The organism is Bdellovibrio bacteriovorus HD100 (genome assembly GCF_000196175.1).
Taxonomy (GTDB): domain Bacteria; phylum Bdellovibrionota; class Bdellovibrionia; order Bdellovibrionales; family Bdellovibrionaceae; genus Bdellovibrio; species Bdellovibrio bacteriovorus.
This window is the reverse complement of record NC_005363.1, coordinates 3,287,435-3,307,493: the sequence shown is the minus strand read 5'-3', so window position 1 is coordinate 3,307,493 and position 20,059 is coordinate 3,287,435. Positions and strand designations below refer to the sequence as shown.

Sequence of the window (20,059 nt, the reverse complement as noted above, 5' to 3'; positions counted from 1 at the left end):
AAACTAAATATTAGGGCTGGTCCTCGTAGAGGAGGCCCTCCAAAACGGCGGAATTCGACTAATTCTGCCAACGACATGGAGGTCACATGGGTATTCTTTCTTCATTGTACACTGGTGTATCCGGTATGACAGCACAGGGCGAGGCTCTGGGTGTTATCGGGGACAATATCGCCAATGCGAACACTATCGGTTTCAAAGCAAGCCGTGCAGAGTTCCAGGACATCATCTCCAAAAATCTAAAAGGTATTGTGGGTGGTAACCAAATTGGCCGCGGTGTGAAGATCGGTGCCGTAAATCCAATCCTTTCCCAGGGTAACATCGACGCCACTGAAAAAGTGACGGACCTTGCAATCTCCGGTGACGGTTACTTCAAGGTTAAAGGTTCCGACGGTGAGTCCTACACTCGTGACGGTTCCTTCCACTTCGACCGTGAAGGCTACCTGGTAACAAACGACAATCAACGCGTACAGGGCTTCTCTACAGATGAGAAGGGCAATATCGTCAACAAAATGACCGATATCAAATTCCCTCGCGCTCTGATCCCGGCTAAAGCAACCAAAGAATTGAAACTGGATCTGAACCTGGATTCCCGCATGGAGCCAACCAAGAAGTTCGACCCAGCGGATCCTTACTCCACTTCTCACTATTCCACTGGTGTTGAGATGTATGACTCTCAGGGTAACAAACACCTTGTCAGCTTCTTCTTCAACAAAGTTAACGACCGCGAATGGGAATTCAAAGGTTTGGTTGACGGTAAAGAGATCACTGGCGGCGAAGAAGGCAAAATGTCTGAAGTGGCTGCTGGTAAACTGATGTTCACCGTTGACGGTAAACTGGATTCTCAGGAAACAACGTCCACGAACTTCAACTTCAAAGGTGGTGCTTTGCAGGACCAGCAAGTGAAGCTGAACTTCGGTGATGCGATCAAGGACGGCGGTAAAGGTTTGGACGGTACTAAGCAGTACGGTAAAAACTCGGACCTGATCTCTTGGCACCAGGATGGCGCGGCTGCGGGTACAATCACTGGCTTGTCCTTCAATGACGAAGGTACTTTGACAGCGGTATACTCCAACGGTCAGGCCAATGACCTTGCCCAGATCGCTTTGGCAAAGTTTGAAAACCCAGAGGCTCTGTTCAAAGTTGGTAACAACCGTTTGAAAGAATCCAGAGACTCCGGTACTGCTTCCGTAGGTGCTCCAGGCGCTGCCGGCCGCGGTAAACTGTTCGCAAAATCTTTGGAAAGATCCACTGTCGATCTGGCTACAGAGTTCGTGAACATGATCCAGAATCAGCGTGGTTTCCAGGCCAATGCCAAAACCATCACGACGACGGACGAACTTCTGAACGAAGTGATCCAGTTGAAACGATAATTTCCGCTAGTCTAAACCTACCATGACCATGTCGACAGGCTCCCTGACCCGGAGCCTGTTTTTTTTCGTTTGGCAATAGTGAATACCATGTTGTTTAGTTTCATCTTTGCAATCTCTCGACGGGTTCCGATTAAATCTGTGTAATAATGGGTATTTAGGGCTCCAATATGAAATTTGCTTCTTTTGTTTAGAAACAAATCTGCTATAAATTGGCTATAGATTTTACGAACCAGTAACAAAGGTGACTCTCGATGAGATGCTTAGTAGTCGAAGATGATAACGAGATCGCAACAATAGTAAAACAGGGCCTGGGTGAGCTTGAAGGTGATGTTGATGTTGAATCCAACGGACGCAGAGCCTTTGAAAAAGCGCAAACCAATCATTACGATATTATCGTTTTGGATTTGATGCTGCCTGAGATGGACGGTTACACTTTTGCAAAGTCTTTGCGTGAAAAAGAAATCAACACCCCGATTTTGATCCTGAGTGCATTGCGGGAGTTGGATGACCGCTTAAAGGGTTTGAGCATGGGTGGTGATGACTATCTGACGAAACCTTTCGCGATGGCTGAACTTCAGATTCGCGTGAAAAATCTGTTGAAGCGCTCTCAAAAAGCATCCGAAGTGACTCAACTGGTTTTCCAGGACTTGAAGCTGAACCGTCTGAACCGCGATGTGGTTCGTGCCGGCAGAAAGCTGGACCTTCAGGAAAGAGAATTTGTTCTTCTTGACCTGTTCATGAGTAATCCAAATAAAATCATTGGTAAGCAGACGATCCTGAAGGAAGTCTGGAACTATGATTTTGACCCTCAAACGAACGTGGTGGACGTACTTGTATGCCGACTCAGAAACAAACTGGAAAAAGATTTCCCTACTCGCCTTATCTACACGGTTAGAGGCGTAGGATATGTCCTCAAGTCGTCTTAAACCGACACTCTTTCGAATCAGCACCAAGCTGACGCTTGCGTATTCTCTGGTGCTGATTCTAAGTTCCACAGTCATCTTTAGTTTTCTTTATTTTCAGATCAGTCACGGCTTGCAAGAGCAGGAACGTGGTGTGCTTTCTTCCAAGCTGGAAGAATACCGCAATCGCATCGAAGTGCGGGGTCTGGGTGAATTTAAAGACTACTTCCTTTATATTCCCAATTATGATCGTGATGCAGCTTTGCTGGTCAGTGTCTTCAGCCCGAAAGGGGAAGAGACTTATCATCACGAGCCTTTTCCGAGCTTTAAATTAAACATGGAAAAACTAAAAGAAGAGATGAACCGCCATCGCGGGCAGATCTTCGAGTTTGCCATGCGTGAGATGCATGGAGGCGACACAATCATCATTCTGGGGACGACCTTGAAGGATGGCAGCCGTCTGGTTGTGGGTAAAAGCACGGAAAGTCTGAGCCTGCAGCTGCGCAACTTACAAAAGATCTTCTGGTGGCTGCTATTGCCCGTGGCCCTTATCGGGTTTCTCGGGGGATTGTTCCTGTCCAACCGAACGCTCAGTCCGGTGCGTGAGCTGATCACATCCATGAAAAAGATCGAAGGCGGTTCCCTTTCCACACGTGTTCCGATCGGGGGCAGTGATGACGAGCTGGAAGAGCTGAAGGTTCTGTTCAATAAAATGCTCGATAAAATCGAGGGGCTGGTGAGTGGTCTGAAAGAGGCCTTTGATCACCTGGCGCACGACATCCGCACCCCGGTGACCCGCTTGCGCGGTCGTGCGGAGCTGGCATTGACCAGCGAAGGGGACGTGGAATCCTATCGCGAGGCTTTGCAAAGCTGTTTTGAAAACTCGGACAAGATTCTGAACTTCCTGCAGGTGCTGACGGATATCACCGAGGCAGAGAATCGCAGTAAAAAGTTGAAGATCGAAAAGAAATTTATCAGTGATCTGGTTAAAGAGATCATGAGTCTTTATGAAATGGCCTTCGAGGAAAAAGACATCCGTGTGGTGCAAAAACTCGACAGTCATGACTGGGCCATGGTCGATGCCAAACTGATCAGCCGGGTGATCGCCAATCTGCTGGATAATGCGCACAAGTACACGCCACCGGGCGGGGAAGTGACCATTGAAACCATCAATCATACTGAGAACGTCATCATTCGGGTGACGGACTCTGGCCCGGGGATTTCGGCGGATGAGCACGGCATGATCTGGCAAAAACTTTATCGCAGCGACAAGAGCCGCTCTGAATATGGCATGGGCCTGGGGTTGACATTTGTGAAAGCCGTCGTTGAAGCGCATGATGGAAAAGTTTCCGTGCGCATTCCGGTGAAAGACGGGCACGGTACAGAATTCGAAGTTCTTTTGCAGAAGATGTCGTGACCTAGGTCGCGGCCTCTGGTGTTCCGCTAAAACTGCTGGCAGGGTTGTTTTCGGTCAGACATAATGACTGCACACCATGAAAAAAATCATCGTTGCATGTATTCTTGGAATTTCGGTCTTGTCTTTCATTGTGGCAAAACAGTTTCTGTTCAAGGCCGAGGTGAATAGTGAAAACCTCGGGCCGACCCTGGCAGAAGTTCGCAATGTGAAAAACGAACTGCGCTATAAGCACGCCACCGGGTTTTTCTGGGCGGACGCCGCCCAATCCCAAAAATTATACAATGGATCTGAAGTTTTCACCGGCCCTTCTTCTGAAGCGCTGTTGGAAATGCGCAACAAGGACGTCATTCACGTTCCGGCAGAGACGCTTTTGCGGATCTCCGAAAACGTGCAGGCTGGCACGCTGGCGCTGAATCTTGAACGGGGAAGTCTGCATGTGGAAGGCAAAGGCCACGGAAAACCTTTAAGTGTGCGCGTTGGGAATTCTGATCTGGTGTTGAAGGCCGATGCACCCTATGGACTGTTTGCCAAAAAGGACGCCTCTGGGCAACTGACGCTGTCAATGGCATCCGGGTCGGTTACTTTGGAAAACGGAGATCAGAAAAAGACCCTGGGAGCCGGGGATGCCCTGAGCATCGCCGATCCGGCGGCGTCAGACAAAGACGACACAGATTCTGGCAAACAGGGCGAACAAGATTCCGCTGAGGGCGCTGGTTCGGGGACTTCTGAAGTTTCCGCCGGTGGTGGGGGCGACATCAAGATCGGACCGGAATCCGAAGTAAAAAAAGCCCCGGCATTGAAGATGACCGAGGTGGTAAAAGAAAAGCTGGTCCTGGTGGAGCCCGCTCCGAAAAAAGTTCTTTATGGCCAGGGACTGGAGTTCTTCCGCTGGAAGGGCGGGGAAGGAAAAAAGCTGACATTGCAGACCAGCCGCACGGCTGACTTCCTGACTGAGACCCGATCGGAAGACGTGTCTGAAATGAAAGAAGCGGTGATTCCCAAGGATTTGGGTGCTGGAGAGTACTATTGGCGTCTGGTTGAAAATACGGATGGCATTCCGCATTTTTCTGACACACGCACCTTCCGCATTGAACGTTTGGGAAGTGCCAAGATCGGGCTGCCAGCTTTGACATTCAAGGAACGCGGCAAGTGGTCCTTGAATGTTCCGGTCAAGGATGCCAAGCCCGGCGAAAAGTTCCATATGCAGGTCGGGAAGAACAAAGGTTTTGATGAGATCTTTGATGAATACGAAGGCCCGGAACCTTTGAAAAGTTTCCTGGATGTGTCGGGTGAATATAACATCCGGGTGCGCAAAGCCTATGGCAACAATCTGTATTCTGAATGGTCTGATCCGGCGAAAGTGATTGTTCGTCCGCCTTTGTCAGCGCCGCTGCTTTCAAAAACCGATGAAAAAATTGGTACCACCGGTCTTTCAGAGATGACTTTGGCCTGGAACCCGGTTCCTTATGCGGTCGACTATCTGGTGCAAATAGCTGAAGGACCCAAGTTCAGCCGCATTCTTAAGAATGTCGTTGTTGCCAATCCCCCTTATGAGCTGAAGCACAATGAATCTGTTCCGGGTTATATGCGTCTGGTGGCAAGGTCTGTCGAGGGCGAGTATTCGCCGCCGTCTGAGGTGTATCAAATCAAAGGTGTGATCAAAGGACCGTCGATCGAAAAAAAGGAAGTTTTGCCGCCGATCTTTGATCAGCCGGGATCTTCCCCTCAGTTCCATCTTGTGTGGACTCATCGTGATTCTGCGAAAAAGTACCGTGTGGAGTTAAGCCGGGATCCGAAAATGGCTGGCTCCCAGATGCTGGAAACAGAAAATGTGGAGTTCTTCCATAACGTCAGTGAAGAGGGCTGGTATTATTTCCGGGTCTGGCCGGTTGTGGACGAAAGCAAGCTGTTCGGGTTGCCGACACCGATTTTGGCGGTATCCTATGGCAAACCGGCGCCGCTGATTACGCCCAAATTGGTGACGCCGAAAAAAAGCGAAGTGTTTCTGATCCCCAAAGGGGTGCCAGTGTCGATTAAGTTCTCGTGGACCGAGTCGCCAGAGAATGAATGGTATGCCCTGGAAATGGCCAGAAATCCAAACTTCAAAGATGCGACGGAAATCAGAGTTGAGGCCATGGAGTATGTGCTAAAGAAGCCGATCGCCAATGGGCAGTGGTACTTCCGGGTTCGGGGACGCAACAAGTACATGGCTTCGGCCTGGAGTGAAACAGGAGTATTCTATTTTGGCGTTTCTCAGTAGATACTTCGTTGCAGCCGCGCTGGTCTTTGGCAGTCTGCCTTCAGGGGCGCAGCCGCGCAAGGCCGTCAAGGCTGAACAGATTATGGTGAACAAAGCTGCGGTGGAGGTGGTTCCGTTTTCTTCATTGCAAAAGCACATCCATCCTTTTCAGACGGATTGTCGTAACATCCTGCGGGAGCCCAAGGCCGTGTGGGACCAGTTTGAAATTATTAAAATGCCGAACCAGGAAGTCATGCAGCTGAAGATTTCCGGCGAACTTCAAGAGGATCTGAACATCCGCTTCTGGAGTCGTCGTATTCTTTTGTATGACAAGAAAAACAAGCCCCTGCCTCCGGTGATTTTACCGCTGGTCAATCTGCCACTGAAGGCGGACACTGGCAAATTTTTGATATCACTGAATGTCCCATTGGATGCGCAGATGATCGCAGTCCCACTGGAGCTTTTTGGGGATGAACGGTTCCGCTACCTGATCAGGATCAAAGGCGTCAGTGCAGAAATGAAAGTCACAGCGATGCCGATGCTGGACAAAGTCGGCAAGGATTTCTGTTCACGCGATTTGATGTGGGCAGGTTTGGGTTTGATGGGGTCGGTGCAAAAGCAGGACACAAGCCCGATTGTGACAACGCTGGATCAGCAGTCTTTCACTTTTGATACATTGTCCTTTGAAAGAAGATGGAACTGGAAGACGGAACGGTCGATTCGCCTGCAGGCTTATACAAGCACGTTTGCTTTTAATAATCTGCTGAACACCTCTGCGGCGGAAAGAATTTATAATATAAAAGGCGATGTGGCATTTACCAAGCGTCATTGGACTTATCGCAACCCCTTGTTTAAGGTTCAATATGGTTATCTTCTGGGTGGTGAGTTTGAACGTCGTGCGTATTCGTTTGTAAAAAGTGCGACAGAGGCCGGGATCGGGACCGGCATGCATGTCAGCGCCACCGGCGGCGGATATGCCGAGCTTTTTTCCCACAACAACAAATGGTACACCGATGTGTCCATGCGCATGCATCCGTTCTATATGGGCATTGATCATACCTACAGTGGCTTTGCAGTTTCCGGCACCCTGGGCCTGGGATATGCGCTTGATTATGAGCGGTCGTTGGGGGTTTACACGTACGGAACCTTTTTTCAGGGTCAGCACACCGGCTCTGACGACAAGGACAACTCCAAGGTCTCAATTTTTGAGACCCATCTGGAGTTCCGTTACGGCTGGCTATTTTAATACCAATTGCGGAGTTTGATGGAAGAAGCGATCGTGGCCTTCTCCATAAGTGCTGACACCCCAGCACTTCAGGTCCCCTAAAGACGTGATGGCGCAGGCATGAATGGGTCCGGCGCTGGAGTAGGTCGTTCCAAGTGCAATGGCCGTTACCTGTGAGTTTTGAAGTGCCGGAGGTTCGACCGGAGTTCCAATCCAGGAGATGCCAGTGCTGAAGATCCGACTGTAGTCGGCGCCCCAGCACTTGGCTTTCCCGGTGCTCATAAGGGCGCATCCCGAATAAGGATTCAAATGAAGGTCAGTGGCTCCAGCCAGTTCGGGAATTGCTGTCGGGGTGGTGATATAAGTTCCATCAGGCACATTGGCTGGCATTCCCTTGAAAGTACTGCGATATCCCCAGCATTTGGTGGTGCCATCGTGTATATAGCAGGCGGTCTCAAAAGAAATGAAAACCTTTACCTCTTTTGTCGTTGTGATGGTGTCAATCAGTTGAGGAACTTCTGTGGAAGCATTCAATGCGACGGCAGATGGCCCCAGAACGCGGTTGCGGTTCCAGCCCCAGCAATAGACCTGCTTGGTGGTGGCGTTGTTTTTAACTGCGCAGGTGGCATTGATGCCAAGCGCGACACTGTCGACTCCTGTCGACAAGCTGGGAATCATCTGCGGATAGCTGAAGGCACTTCCGATGCTTGGATGGCCGAGCTCCCCTGCAGAGTTATTGCCCCAGCAGGTCACACCACCTTCGGAAGTGACCGCACAAGAGTGATTATAGCCGACTGAGATGTCCTTGATTCCAGAGGGAAGGCCCGCAGTGCTGTTGGGATATGTGTTGGGTATCAGGTAAGGAGTCAGGACCACGTCCGTAGGGAGGGCTGTGGCATTGTTGCCGATCCGCCCGCTCCAGTTCGATCCCCAGCAGTAGACGGATCCGCCCGTGGTCAGTGCACAAAAGTGTATGTTTTGGCCAACCACTTTTTTTACGTTGGAAATTGGCAAGGTGTAGTGGGGGCGGGAATAAGTACTGTGTGATCCATTGCCGAGCTGTCCGTAGTCGTTGTTGCCCCAGCAGGTCACCGTGTTGTTGGATTTAAGAGCGCATGTTGTAAAGACACCAGTGGCAAGCTGTTTATACTTGTCAAAGGATCCCGCGACATTCAGAGCAGTTCCCTGCATTGCGGATGCAGTTTGCCCGTTGCCCATTTCACCCAGTGAGTTGATTCCCCAGCACTTGATATTAGAAGAGGTTGTGACAGCGCAACTGGCCAGTTCAGTGAGCTGGAAGTCGGTAATGGTGTCACCGAAGTTGTCCAGTTGGACGGGGACATAGCTTTCCTGATACTGATGGCTGTTGGTCGCGTTCGGCAGCCCCGAACCCCAGCAGTAAAGTTTTTTGTCTTCTCCCAGAGCGCAACTGGTGTCTGTACCAGCCTGAACTTTGACAGCTTTCACAGGAAGACCGACATAGTTCGCGGTGGTCCATGTCACGGCCCCGCTGGCAAGTCCACGACGGGATCGGAAGTTGCTTCCCCAGCAATAGACAAGGCCCTGTTCGGACAGGCCGCAGCCATGTCTGACGTCGGCCGTAATGCTGCCGTTGACTGAAATGGACTGGATATCAGAGGGCAGTCCCGTAATTGTAACTGGCACATGGCTGCTTGCAGATTCAGTTTTACCCCAGCACTTCACGGAGCGTGTGCCTGATACTTCATCAATGGCGCAGGCAATTTTGTTGCCAGCTGCAATATCCAGAGCTTTGGTAATAGAGGCATAAACCGTCGGTATTCCATTTGAAAATGAAATCGGCTGTCCTAGCTCGGCGTCGTCATTCTTTCCAAAACATTGAACTTGGTCAGAAGAGTCAATAAAGCAAGTGAAGTAAATTCCCACCGCAGCCTTTTTTATGTTGCTGGAAGGAACCTTGATCGGTGTTGTTGAGGAGGTGTAGGAATTGTGACCAAGATTCTTATAGCCGCTGTTTCCAAAGCAGTAAAGATCCCCGAGGCTGTCAATATAGCAGGTGTGATCTCCATACCCCTCGGCAACAGAGACGATGTTTGTCGCGCCCACGACTTCTTTGGCAGTGAGCTGCTCTGAAGTTGATCCATTTGCGTAACTTATCGCGCCCCAACAATCCATCTTGTTGTCAGTACGAAGTCCGCACATATGTCCCTTGGCTCCACGAACCGCGCGATAGCCATTTGCCGCTTGTGCCGTGATGGCTGTGTTGGTGTTTACCAGATCCACCGTGAAAGACGAAGGGCTGCCTGTGATCGCATTTGTGGTTGAGGTCACCTGTAAATCGAAAGCTTTGTCAGGGCCTGGCAGCGTTGAAGTCATAATCGAGAAATAGGTATCTGCTGAGGTGGCTCCGGCCGCAATGACCACCTCAGTTGGAATAATGTCCGGATAAAGGAAGTCCAGACCTGCAATCGCTGACCGCGAGACGCTTTTGACCGCGACGGTTGTGGAAACGGGGCTTGCTCGCGAAAGCTGGATGGTCGCACTTCCCATGGGGCTGTCTTGATCGTAGATGAGTGCGCCTGTAATAGTGACGACAGGGCCAACGATGAAGTTCGGAGACTGTTTTTCCGCGCTGACGTTGCCGACTTTGTCTGTGGCGCGGATCATGTAAAAGTAGGTGTCGACTTCAGAGTCCGGCAATGTCAGGCCATCGAAGTAGAGAGCCTCTTTGTCTTTGGTGGTCCAATCTTTGATGACAGTGTTTCCGGCCGTTTTCACCAGTTTGAGTTCGTACTTGGCTACTCCTGATAAAGTATCGGTCGTGACGGGAGTATTCAGTTTCGGTGACACATCAGGAAGTGAGCGGGTGTTCACCAAAGTCATCGTTTCAGAAACGACCGGTGCCGTCTTATCAAATACAATCTTGGCTTTGGTGCAATCGCTGGTGAAGCCATCCTTGTTTTTAACCCGCACAGAAATGGTGTGTTCACCTTCCACATTCGGAAGATTGACGGTTTTCTGCTGAACATAAGTTTCAAAGACGTCAGAGCACATGGCGCTGACGGACAGACTCATTTCGGTCAATTCCTGGGACGTGATGATTTCAACTGGAATGGTGCTTTGCCCGGTGTAGTTGATTCCGGAGTTTAGCTTCAATGTTACCTGAGGGGTGTTTTCGCTGGAGAAAAACAAGGACAGATCATTCTTGGTCGTACAAGATGAAAGCAGAAGAAGACCGAAAACTAAGCAGAAGAACGTTCTAGTCATGCTTATTTATTCGGAGTTTCAAAAGGGATTATAAAGACTTACGGGCCTTCAATCTCAGTCTGAGACAGTTTGAATGTTCCTGAAAAATGACCCACGGAATACTTTGCAATGCCATGGTCGGGATAATCCAGAGGAACTCTCGGTCCTCTGGGGGGATTCTAGACTCCGAGATAGCTTTTACGGACTTCGTCATTGTTCAGAAGATTGTGTGCCGAGTCCTGCATCACAATGCGACCGCACTCTAATACATAGGCTCTTTGGGAAATCTTCAGCGCCATGCGGGCATTTTGCTCGACCAGAAGAACAGTCATGCCCTCTTCCTGATTCAGCTTTTTTACGATCTCAAAAATCTGCGCCACAATCAGCGGAGCCAGTCCCAAAGACGGCTCATCCAAAAGCAGCAGACGGGGTTTTGCCATCAGCGCCCGGCTGATGGCCAGCATCTGCTGCTCACCACCGGAAAGAGTTCCGGCCATCTGGGACATGCGTTCTTTCATTCTTGGGAACAGGGTTAAGCACATTTCCAGATCTTGTTTGATTTTGACTTTGTCCGAGCGGGAATAGGCCCCCATCTCCAGATTTTCAAGCACACTCATTTGCGGGAACACGCCGCGGCCTTCAGGGGATTGGGCAATACCCAGCCCGACGCGTTTGAAAGTGGAAACTTTATTTAAATCTTCGCCACGGAAACGGATGTGGCCCTGGCTGGGAACGATACCGGAAATCGCACGAAGTGTGGTTGTTTTCCCGGCACCGTTGGCGCCGATCAAGGAGACCACTTCGCCTTCGTTGACGGCGAAGCTGATGCCTTTTAAAGCGTGAATGGAACCATAATAGACATCCAGATTTTCAATGGTCAGCAATGGATTCATTCCGCCTCCTCAACACCCAGATAGGCTTCGATCACTTTCTGCGAGCTTTGCACTTTTTGCGGAGCCCCTTCTTCGATCTTCACGCCGTGATCCAGAACAATGATGTTTTCGCAGATTCCCATCACCAGCTTCATGTCGTGCTCAATCAAAAGCACGGTCAGTTTGAAATCCTCGCGGATCTGGGCGATGGTTTCCATCAGATGGTGGGTCTCTGAGTGATTCATGCCGGCAGCGGGTTCATCCAGCAGAATGATTTTCGGATCCGTCGCCAGGGCGCGGACGATTTCAAGCTTGCGCTGCTCACCATAAGGCAGGGACGTCGCCGGTTTGTGCGCTTTATCCTGCAGTTTGAAGATTTTCAGCAAATCAATGGCCTTGTCCTGCAGACGTTGCTCGTCGACGCGGAAGGAATCAGTCTGAAACAAAGTATCGAACAGACCATAGCGCACATGCTGGTGACCTGCGATCAGAACGTTGTCCAGAACGGTCAGATTTTTAAACAGACGGATATTCTGGAATGTGCGGGTCACTCCACGGTGGGAGATTTCATAAGGTGCCAGGCCCTTCAGACTTTGACCTTCCATCAGGACTTCGCCGGAAGTGGGCTGATAAACCCCCGTCAGCATATTGAACGCTGTGGTCTTGCCGGCACCATTGGGTCCGATCAGGCCAGCCAACTGGCCTTTTTTGATTTGGAATTCCAAAGAGTCAACGGCTTTCAGGCCGCCAAACTGCATGGTGATCTTGCGGGCCTCAAGCAGAACGTCGGACATATTTTCTCCAAACATCGCTGAATTCCATATCCCCGAACAAACCTTTTGGTCGAAGAATCATCATCAGAATCAAAGCCAGGGAATAGATCACCATGCGCAGATCCACACCGGTCAGTTCTTGCAGCGGGCGCAGGGCTTCTGGCAAAACGGTGATGATGACCGCCGCCACGATGGAGCCGGTCATGGAACCCATGCCACCCAGAACCACCATGATCACGGCATTCACACTTTGCAGGAAGGTGAAAGAGGATGGATTGATGAAATTAGTAAAGTGCGCAAACAAAGCCCCCGCCACACCGGCAAAGAAGCTGGAAAGCACAAAAGCTTTTACTTTCATGCGGGTGGTGTTGATACCCATGGCTTCCGCAGCGATCTCGTCTTCACGCACACTCAAGAACCCGCGCCCGTGACTGGAATGCATGACCCGCCAGATGGTGAAGAAACAAATCACCAGCCACACGGATGCAAACATAAAGGCAAACGGGAATGAACCAAAGCTGGGAATGCCGGAAAGACCGCGCGGTCCCCCCAGGAAATCCATATTCAGCAGCGCCACGCGGATGATTTCGCCAAAACCCAGAGTGACAATGGCCAGATAGTCACCCTTCAAACGCAATGAAGGCAGACCCACCAGAAAGCCAGCCACCGCAGCGGCAAGACCCGCACCGATGACAAAGACAAAGGATTGAAGCAGTTGCAGGGATTCAGGCAGAAAGCCCCACTTGGTGGAAGCGTAAGCGGAAAAGTAAGCCCCGATCGCCATAAAACCTGCGTGCCCCAAAGAAAACTGTCCGGTGTAACCATTGACCAGATTCAGACTCATCGACAGCAGGCAGTTCACAGTGGCAAAAAGCAGGATCAGTTTGATGTAGGCATTGACGCCAAAATCCAGTCCAAGTCCCAGGACCGCCAGACAAAGCAGTGTCAGTGCCGGGTTTTTTAAGGCTTTCATCAGACCTTCTCCACAGAGTATTTACCCAGCAGACCTGCCGGCTTAAAGATCAGAATCACAATCAGAATTCCAAAGGCCAAAGCATCACGGTAGGTGCTGGAAAGATAAGCCACGACCATTTCTTCGGAAAGGCCCATGATCATCGCACCCAGGACCGCACCACCGACGTTGCCGATGCCACCCAGAACTGCGGCGACAAACGCCTTCATGCCGATCATCATGCCCATCAGCGGGTCAATCTTGGGATACTTCATGCCGACCAGAACACTGCCAATTCCGGCCAGAGAGGATCCGACAACAAACGTGAAGGCAATAATGCGGTCCGGGTTCACACCCATCAGGCTGGCCACCATCGGGTTGGCGCTCACCGCCCGCATGGCACGGCCCATTTTTGTTTTGAACAGCAGGAACTGCAGTCCCAGCATGGCAACAATGCCCACACCCAGAACCGTCACATCAAAAGAGCGGACTTCAACGATGCCGATAGAGAAGATCACAAAGTCTTTCATGACTTCAGGAAAGACTTTGGGATCGGCTCCAAAAACCACCTGACCGGAATACTGCAAAAACAAGCTGACACCAATGGCGGTGATCAGGACGTTCAGTTTTGGTGAGTTTCTAAGCGGGCGGTACGCCAGGCGTTCAATCACCAGCCCCAGAAGGCTGCAGCAGATCATCGTGATTACAATCAGGGTCAGAAGAGTGCTGAAGCCGGGGTTGTTTTCAATTCCCAGCCAGCGGGCGAAATAGTAGGCGGCAAAGGCGCCCACCATGTAAACATCCGAGTGGGCGAAGTTGATCATTTTCAGGATTCCGTACACCATCGTGTAGCCCAGGGCGATCAATGCGTAGATGGATCCAAGGCTCACTCCGTTGATCAAATGCTGTACGAAATCCTGCATGCACGTCCTTATGGGTTGATGGTCGTCACAAACTTGCGGTTGTTGCCGTCCACCTGGATGACCACCGCGCTTTTCACAGCGTCGCGGTTTTCATTCAGGCTGATTTTCCCGGTCACGCCAGGGAAATCTTTGGTCTTGGATAGTTCATCACGAATGGCTTTGCCTGACAAGTCTGGCGCACGTTCAATTGCCGCCACCAGGATTTTGGCAGCATCGTAACCCAAAGCCGCCAAAGCATCCGGAGTTTCATTGTACTTGGCTTTGAATTTTTTAATGAACTCAGTCACCGCAGGATCGGTGGACTCCGTGGTGTAGTGGTTGGAGTAATAGTTGCCGTTGATGGCTTCTTTGCCGATCTCGTACAATTTGTCAGAATCCCATCCGTCGCCACCCATCAATGGCACTTTCACGCCCAGTTGGCGGGCTTGCTGGGCAATCAGGCCCACTTCAGTGTAATAACCCGGAACATAGATCGCTTCCGGATTTTTAGAACGGATTTGAGTCAGCTGGGCTTTGAAGTCAATGTCACCGGCCTGATAGCTCAGATCGGCAACGATCTCACCGCCACCTTTTTTGAACTCTGCCGCGAACACATCCGCCAGACCCACGCTGTAGTCATTTTTCACGTCACGCAGGATCGCAGCTTTTTTGATCTTCAGGTTTTCTTTGGCGAACTTTGCCATCACCATGCCCTGGAACGGGTCGATGAAGCAGACGCGGAAGACATAGTCACCGGCCTTGGTCACATCCGGATTCGTGGAAGCCGGGGAGACAAAGGGAACTTTGTTGGACTGGGCAATCGGAGCAGCGGCTTTGGATCTGCCGCTGGCAACGCCACCGATGATCGCCACGACATTGTTTTGGGTGATCAAACGGGTCACCGCAGAGGCCGCTTCTTCGTTTTTACCCTGATCGTCCAAAGTCACCAGGCTGATTTTTTTGCCTTTGACCCCGCCCGCGGCGTTGATTTCATCCAATGCCAGGCGCACACCCTTGTTGGAGCTGAGGCCGAACGTGGCATCGCTTCCAGTCAGGGAATCATATTCACCGATAACAATTTCATTTTCTTTTTTGGTGCAGCCGCTGATGAGTGGCAGAACCAAAATCAGAGCCAAGAGGAGTTTTTTCATGTGGACCTCGCTGTGGGTTGCTTAAATGGAATACTCCATAGAATTCAAGCTCCTACAGTCGAGGTCAAGGTAAAAACGTGAGGACGGGTTTAAGTTGCCAGAACACTCGCCAGCGAGATCAGATCCAACTGGTTTTTCTTTTCATTCTTGTACACGAGGTCCAAAGGCACCTGAATAAGTCGTTCACCTTCCGTGCCGATCATGACGTCGCAATACCCTTTGAACAAAGCATCCACGGCAGCAGCACCCATGCGGCTGGCAAGAATACGGTCGGCCGCTGTCGGGGAGCCACCACGTTGTTGGTGTCCAAGAATACAAACTTTTGCGTCCATACCGGATTTTTTGCGGATGGCATCGGCCAGATCATACGCGCGTCCCGGTTTCTGTCCTTCAGCGGTGATGATGATGCTGCTGGTTTTGCCGCGGGATTTGGCTTCGTTGATGCGGTCGATGGCTTTTTCAACAGTGGTGTTGGCATCCGGAGTGAAGATTTCTTCCGCGCCACCCGCAAGGCCCACGTGAGAGGCGATGAAGCCCGAGTTTCTGCCCATCACTTCAACGATGAACAAACGGTCGTGAGAGGCGGCGGTGTCACGAATGCGGTCAATTGCTTCAAGAGCTGTGTTCACAGCCGTATCAAAGCCGATGGTTTTGTCGCTGCCGAAGATGTCATTGTCGATGGTGCCGGGAACGCCGACGACGGGGATCTGATGTTCTTCCCAAAGGGCGTGAGCACCACGGAAGGAGCCATCACCACCGATGCAGACCAGGGCATCAAGTCCCAAATTTTTGATATTCTGAGCGGCACGGGCCCGGCCTTCGGGGCGCATGAATTCAGTGGAGCGACCGGTTTTCAGGATTGTACCGCCGCGCTGGATGATGTTGGCCATGTCACGCAATTGCAAAGGCTCGATCTTGTTTTCGATCATGCCAACATAGCCATTATGAATTCCGTACACTTCAAGTTTTTGCGAGATCCCCACACGCACCACTGCGCGGATTGCCGCATTCATACCCGGGGCATCGCCGCCGCTTGTGTACACACCAATTTTCTGAATTTTCTTATCAAACTGAGCCATGGGATCAAGGCTACCGGAGGTTTATCGTATAGACAAAATAAAAAAGGCGTCCTTGCGGGACGCCTTTTCAGAAATCGAAAGACTTCGGTTAATTACTTAACCATAGCTTTGAATTCAGCACCTGCGCGGAACTTCGGAGCCCATGCAGCAGGGATTTTGATCGCTTTACCAGTTTGTGGGTTGCGACCAGTGCGAGCTTTACGTTTAGCTTTAGTGAAAGTACCGAAGCCAACCAATTTAACATCGTCACCTTTTTTAACGGATTTTTTGATGTTTTCTACAGCGCAATCAAGGATTGCTTCTGCTTGAGCTTTGGAAACTTTTGTTTCAGTAGCGATTTTTTCGATAAGTTGAGCTTTGTTCATTTGAACTCCTCTTGTTGGACACGTTTGTGTATCCGATGTTGATTATAAAATCGTGATGATAACTCTTCGTCATCCAATGACAGCTCCATGAAAATCCATAATCAGAATTTCGTCAACTGCAAAATGTGAAAAGGTCTCTGAGTGTGGATTTGCGGCTGATACTAATGTTTGTCTTCGCCTGGATAATCATCATCATCCATGGAAGTTAAAGAATCACTTGAAGAATCTTTGACGGGAATTCGGTAGGACTCGGAAGCCCACTCACCAAGATCAATAAGTCTGCATCTTTCAGAGCAGAAAGGGCGGAAGGGATTTTCACTTGAGTACAAAGCCAAACGCCCGCATTGCGGGCATTTGACCTGTCGAGATTGAGATTCGGTCATAGTCGGAATTTATCCATGTCCCGCACCCAGTGCAAGACGCGGAGCTTAGTAACGCTTGAAAACACCTGTTGCGAACTTCGTCGCAACACCATTGTGCGGGAAGTAAAGTTCGTACGCGAACTGGTTCTGCGCCAAAGTTCCCTCTTTTACCATTACCTGGATCAGGCGCAGGCCGCCACCGTTCAGGTAAGAACCCTGAGCGCGGATTTCAAAGCCTTTGCTGCTGTTGATCAGACTGAAAGTGTTGTTGTTGGAAAGAATCAGCGGGTTGAAAGCAACTCCACCAGCGTTGATTCCCAGGCTCAATGTGTACTGATACCAGTTTGGAGCAGGGTATGCTTCAAATCTGACCACCGGTCTCATGGAACCATCGATAGAGAAAGACACCATCAAAGAACCGGATGTCCAGTTTTCACACTTGGCCAAACCAGCTTCGATACCCCAGATAGTGCGACCACAAACTGCCAAAGCTTCTTTCAGGAAGGTTGCGTAAGCACCACTGTTCACGATGCTCAGGCTGCCGCGGTAGTTCGTGTTATTGCCATAATAGTTATAGTCATAGAATTGGGTTGGGCCGGTTACGACGTTGCCGCCGCCATTGACCACAACGCAGGAGGATCCATTCCACACAGTGCCAACGGCACAGTTAGGGATCACACCGGTATTGGTGTTTCCACCACCACCACTTTTTCCGCACGCTGCTAAAATCAGCGCGCTATAGATTGCGATAAACGAAACGATGAGCCTTTTCATAATAAACCTCTCTCTCGATATTTTTCCTCACTTACACTGCAATACAGGAGTCATGCCATCAGGTCGGAATGTTGAAAGAGGGTTTAAATGCAGCTGGGGCGCGCCGAGGTGTTTACTTATTTATAAGGTCGGCCATTTTGTGTCACTGACCGCGAAGAAGCCCGGTGGCCGAAGCCCCCGGAGAATGGCAAAAACCCTGTCTCAATCTGAGACAGGGTGTGAACTTATTGAAAGCACAACAGGATTTAGTCGCCGCGAGTGATGTCGGCAGTGTTGGAAATACCCACGGCATTGCCGGCGTCATCCAGGTCCACATGGAAGCGAACGTTGGTTTCGCCCAGCGGGCGGTAGGAGATCAGCAGATTGCACACGGCGGACTTTCCACCCTGATCAATGCTGCATTTGGTGTCGGTGTGGGAAACAGCGCTGGTCATGTTTTCCAGATCCTGGCCTTCGGAAAGGCGGGTCAGAATCTCGTCGTTGTAAGCCTGCACTTTAGCCAGAATCTCTGTCAGTTTTTCTTCGGCGCGAACATCGCCAGTCAGGCGCATCGAAGCTGCATTTTGTTCCAAAAGAGTCAGAGCCTGCTCTTGCAGCTTTTGATCATTCAATGAATCAAAGGCCGAAGCAAAAGCCTGGGTGGAAAAAACAAAAGACATCAACAAAACAGATATTGATACGCGCATAAAATCCTCCGAAGTTACAAAAAATACTGTCGACGTTGAGTCCTAGCAGAATGTGTGCCCGCCGGAGATGAGCTTTTGTTTGATTTCAGTGACTAAGGTGGGATGAAAAGAACATTTTCTGTCACTCAGGGTGGAAACTTTCATGCATTCTCTTGTCGGGTGGGACTTTGTCCTGAAGTGTGGTATGTTGCTGTCCCTATGAGCCGCAAAACCAAAAAATATCTTCCCTATATTCTGGCGACACTTCTTCTGGTGGGACTTATTGCCATGGTTCAGACGCAAAAGCCTTTGAAGGCCCGCACTTCAGGGACGTCCTTTGCCCAAGAGGCGGGATACTTCTTCCTGCCGCCGGGAAGTCTTGCAGTTTCGGATGTGACCGAGGCGCAGTATCGTGCGCTGCTTAATGAATTTCAGGTGAAGTACATCATGCCGGTGTTTCGTGGCACCGGCAAACCTTTGGTGATTCCGAATGAATGGGAAAGCCCTTACTTTGCAGCCTTCGCACAGGATAAAGAACAATACATGCAGGTATCCCTTTGGGGTGGAATGGCGCGGGCGCCAGGGGCAACCTTGCCGGTACTGGCAGGCATACTGTGCCATGAAATTGGCCATGTTATTGCGGGTGAACCGCGCCAGACAATTCAGTGGGCAGAGTGGTCATCCACAGAAGGTCAGTCTGATTTCTATGCCACGAAAGAATGTCTACCGCAGTTTTTGAAAGCACATCCGGAACTGGTGACCGAGATCAACCCGCAAGTTCTGGCACTTTGTGGTGGCAATGAGCTTTGCGCCCGCACGGCACAGACCGGGGTGGAAATGGTGCAGTTCTTCAAACGCTATGATTCGCAAAAGTCAGCGGAGGTTTCTTTGTGGACACCGGCGCCGGCGTCGACGGAGCTTTTAAGAAACGTGTATCCGTCCCATCAGTGTCGTCTGGATACTTATCTGGCAGGGGCTTTGTGCCAGACGGGTGGGCGCTGTTCAGCTCCGGCTTGTTGGTCGGCGAATCATCAGGAATAATCCCAAAGCAATCACCGTCAGACTGATCCAGCTGGAAATCGACAGACCCAGTGAAGGGCCGCGGAAGTCATCGCGGAAGGCTTCCATCAAAAGCCGGCCGATCCCATGCAAGACCATCCATAGAAAAAAGATGCTGCCTGGATTCTTCAGCAATTTCGGGCGCAGCGAGTGTGCTGTGGTTTCGGATCCCAGCAAAATGAACAGCACACCCAGTTCCCAAAGCGAGGCATAGGCCTGCGTCGGATGCAGGCCATTTACCGCCCAGGGAAGATCGCAGGCTCCTCCGTAGCAGCAGCCCGCCAGCAGGCAGGCCACTCGTCCCAGCATGTAAGCAAAGGATAAAACCGGCGCAAACAAATCCAGGTAGTCTTCAAAAGGCACTCGCGCCACAAAGATCATGTACAGCAGACTGCACAGACCCGCCAGGATGGCGCCGCCATAAAAGACAAAGCCGCCATTCCAGAAGTAGAAGATGCGGGTGAAGTCTTCTTGATAGTGCTCAAAGTTTTCATAGAAGACATGAAACAGGCGTCCGCCGATAAATCCACTGACCATGATGATCAGACTTAAGTCCAGCGTGACTTTGCGGGACAGTTCAAACTTGTCCGCCCTGAAGGTGATCCAGATCAGACCAATACAAACCGTCAGACTCAGAACGAGATAGTAAGTGGGAACGTTAAGAGTGGGCGACAGGGGGATGAATGGAAACAAGCGGCCTCCGCTATACCGACGATAGACTTAATTT

Annotated in this window: 18 protein-coding genes; 6 read left to right on the top strand and 12 right to left on the bottom strand. The window is 50.6% G+C overall.

The features are described from left to right. The first annotated feature begins 86 nt into the window (after positions 1 to 86). The 5 genes from BD_RS15525 to BD_RS15505 all read left to right on the top strand — a co-directional run bounded on the left by BD_RS15525 (position 87) and on the right by BD_RS15505 (position 7,174). On the top strand, positions 87 to 1,370 hold the full coding sequence (locus tag BD_RS15525; RefSeq protein WP_011165731.1) for a flagellar hook protein FlgE: 1,284 nt from the start codon (positions 87 to 89) through the stop codon (positions 1,368 to 1,370). A gap of 251 nt (positions 1,371 to 1,621) precedes the next feature. Next, positions 1,622 to 2,296, top strand: a complete 675-nt coding sequence (locus BD_RS15520; protein WP_011165730.1) for a response regulator transcription factor — start codon at positions 1,622 to 1,624, stop codon at positions 2,294 to 2,296. Next, positions 2,277 to 3,689, top strand: a complete 1,413-nt coding sequence (locus BD_RS15515) for a sensor histidine kinase (protein ID WP_011165729.1) — start codon at positions 2,277 to 2,279, stop codon at positions 3,687 to 3,689. The genes BD_RS15520 and BD_RS15515 overlap by 20 nt, the downstream gene beginning before the upstream one ends. A gap of 76 nt (positions 3,690 to 3,765) precedes the next feature. Then, positions 3,766 to 5,949, top strand: a complete 2,184-nt coding sequence (locus tag BD_RS15510) for a hypothetical protein (RefSeq protein ID WP_011165728.1) — start codon at positions 3,766 to 3,768, stop codon at positions 5,947 to 5,949. Further along, entirely contained in the window at positions 5,933 to 7,174 is a 1,242-nt protein-coding gene (locus BD_RS15505) for a hypothetical protein (RefSeq protein ID WP_226988056.1), read from the top strand. Before BD_RS15510 ends, BD_RS15505 begins: the two co-directional genes overlap by 17 nt. Here BD_RS15505 and BD_RS15500 read toward each other — a convergent pair. The 11 genes from BD_RS15500 to BD_RS15450 form a co-directional block, all read right to left on the bottom strand. Beyond that, complete coding sequence (locus BD_RS15500; protein ID WP_011165726.1) at positions 7,166 to 10,399, bottom strand: RCC1 domain-containing protein; 3,234 nt, start codon at positions 10,397 to 10,399, stop codon at positions 7,166 to 7,168. The genes BD_RS15505 and BD_RS15500 overlap by 9 nt on opposite strands. A 158-nt stretch (positions 10,400 to 10,557) precedes the next feature. Beyond that, positions 10,558 to 11,271 (bottom strand): ABC transporter ATP-binding protein, encoded by a 714-nt coding sequence (locus BD_RS15495; protein ID WP_011165725.1) that lies wholly within the window; start codon positions 11,269 to 11,271, stop codon positions 10,558 to 10,560. Then, complete coding sequence (locus BD_RS15490) at positions 11,268 to 12,044, bottom strand: ABC transporter ATP-binding protein (protein ID WP_041583626.1); 777 nt, start codon at positions 12,042 to 12,044, stop codon at positions 11,268 to 11,270. The genes BD_RS15495 and BD_RS15490 overlap by 4 nt, the downstream gene beginning before the upstream one ends. Further along, complete coding sequence (locus tag BD_RS15485; RefSeq protein ID WP_011165723.1) at positions 12,025 to 12,996, bottom strand: branched-chain amino acid ABC transporter permease; 972 nt, start codon at positions 12,994 to 12,996, stop codon at positions 12,025 to 12,027. Before BD_RS15485 ends, BD_RS15490 begins: the two co-directional genes overlap by 20 nt. Continuing rightward, entirely contained in the window at positions 12,996 to 13,898 is a 903-nt protein-coding gene (locus BD_RS15480) for a branched-chain amino acid ABC transporter permease (protein WP_011165722.1), read from the bottom strand. Before BD_RS15480 ends, BD_RS15485 begins: the two co-directional genes overlap by 1 nt. 8 nt (positions 13,899 to 13,906) lie before the next feature. After that, on the bottom strand, positions 13,907 to 15,028 hold the full coding sequence (locus BD_RS15475) for an ABC transporter substrate-binding protein (RefSeq protein WP_011165721.1): 1,122 nt from the start codon (positions 15,026 to 15,028) through the stop codon (positions 13,907 to 13,909). A gap of 89 nt (positions 15,029 to 15,117) precedes the next feature. After that, positions 15,118 to 16,107: a 6-phosphofructokinase gene (gene pfkA, locus BD_RS15470; RefSeq protein ID WP_011165720.1), complete on the bottom strand. Its 990-nt coding sequence runs from the start codon at positions 16,105 to 16,107 to the stop codon at positions 15,118 to 15,120. 92 nt (positions 16,108 to 16,199) lie between these two features. After that, complete coding sequence (locus BD_RS15465; RefSeq protein ID WP_011165719.1) at positions 16,200 to 16,472, bottom strand: HU family DNA-binding protein; 273 nt, start codon at positions 16,470 to 16,472, stop codon at positions 16,200 to 16,202. A gap of 161 nt (positions 16,473 to 16,633) precedes the next feature. Beyond that, the gene (locus tag BD_RS15460; protein WP_038448504.1) at positions 16,634 to 16,855 is read right to left on the bottom strand and encodes a DNA gyrase inhibitor YacG; all 222 of its coding nucleotides are present in this window, start codon (positions 16,853 to 16,855) and stop codon (positions 16,634 to 16,636) included. A gap of 45 nt (positions 16,856 to 16,900) precedes the next feature. Beyond that, positions 16,901 to 17,608, bottom strand: a complete 708-nt coding sequence (locus BD_RS15455) for a hypothetical protein (RefSeq protein WP_011165718.1) — start codon at positions 17,606 to 17,608, stop codon at positions 16,901 to 16,903. A gap of 245 nt (positions 17,609 to 17,853) precedes the next feature. After that, positions 17,854 to 18,294, bottom strand: coding sequence for a hypothetical protein (locus tag BD_RS15450; protein ID WP_038448502.1), 441 nt, complete (start codon positions 18,292 to 18,294; stop codon positions 17,854 to 17,856). Positions 18,295 to 18,396: 102 nt separating this feature from the next. Between BD_RS15450 and BD_RS15445 the strand changes: the two genes are divergently transcribed. Beyond that, a complete protein-coding gene (locus BD_RS15445; protein ID WP_011165716.1) occupies positions 18,397 to 19,314 on the top strand; it encodes a hypothetical protein in 918 nt (305 codons plus the stop codon). On the opposite strand, the gene BD_RS15440 is transcribed toward BD_RS15445, so the two are convergent. Continuing rightward, positions 19,276 to 20,025: a prolipoprotein diacylglyceryl transferase gene (locus BD_RS15440; RefSeq protein ID WP_011165715.1), complete on the bottom strand. Its 750-nt coding sequence runs from the start codon at positions 20,023 to 20,025 to the stop codon at positions 19,276 to 19,278. The genes BD_RS15445 and BD_RS15440 overlap by 39 nt on opposite strands. Positions 20,026 to 20,059: the final 34 nt, after the last annotated feature.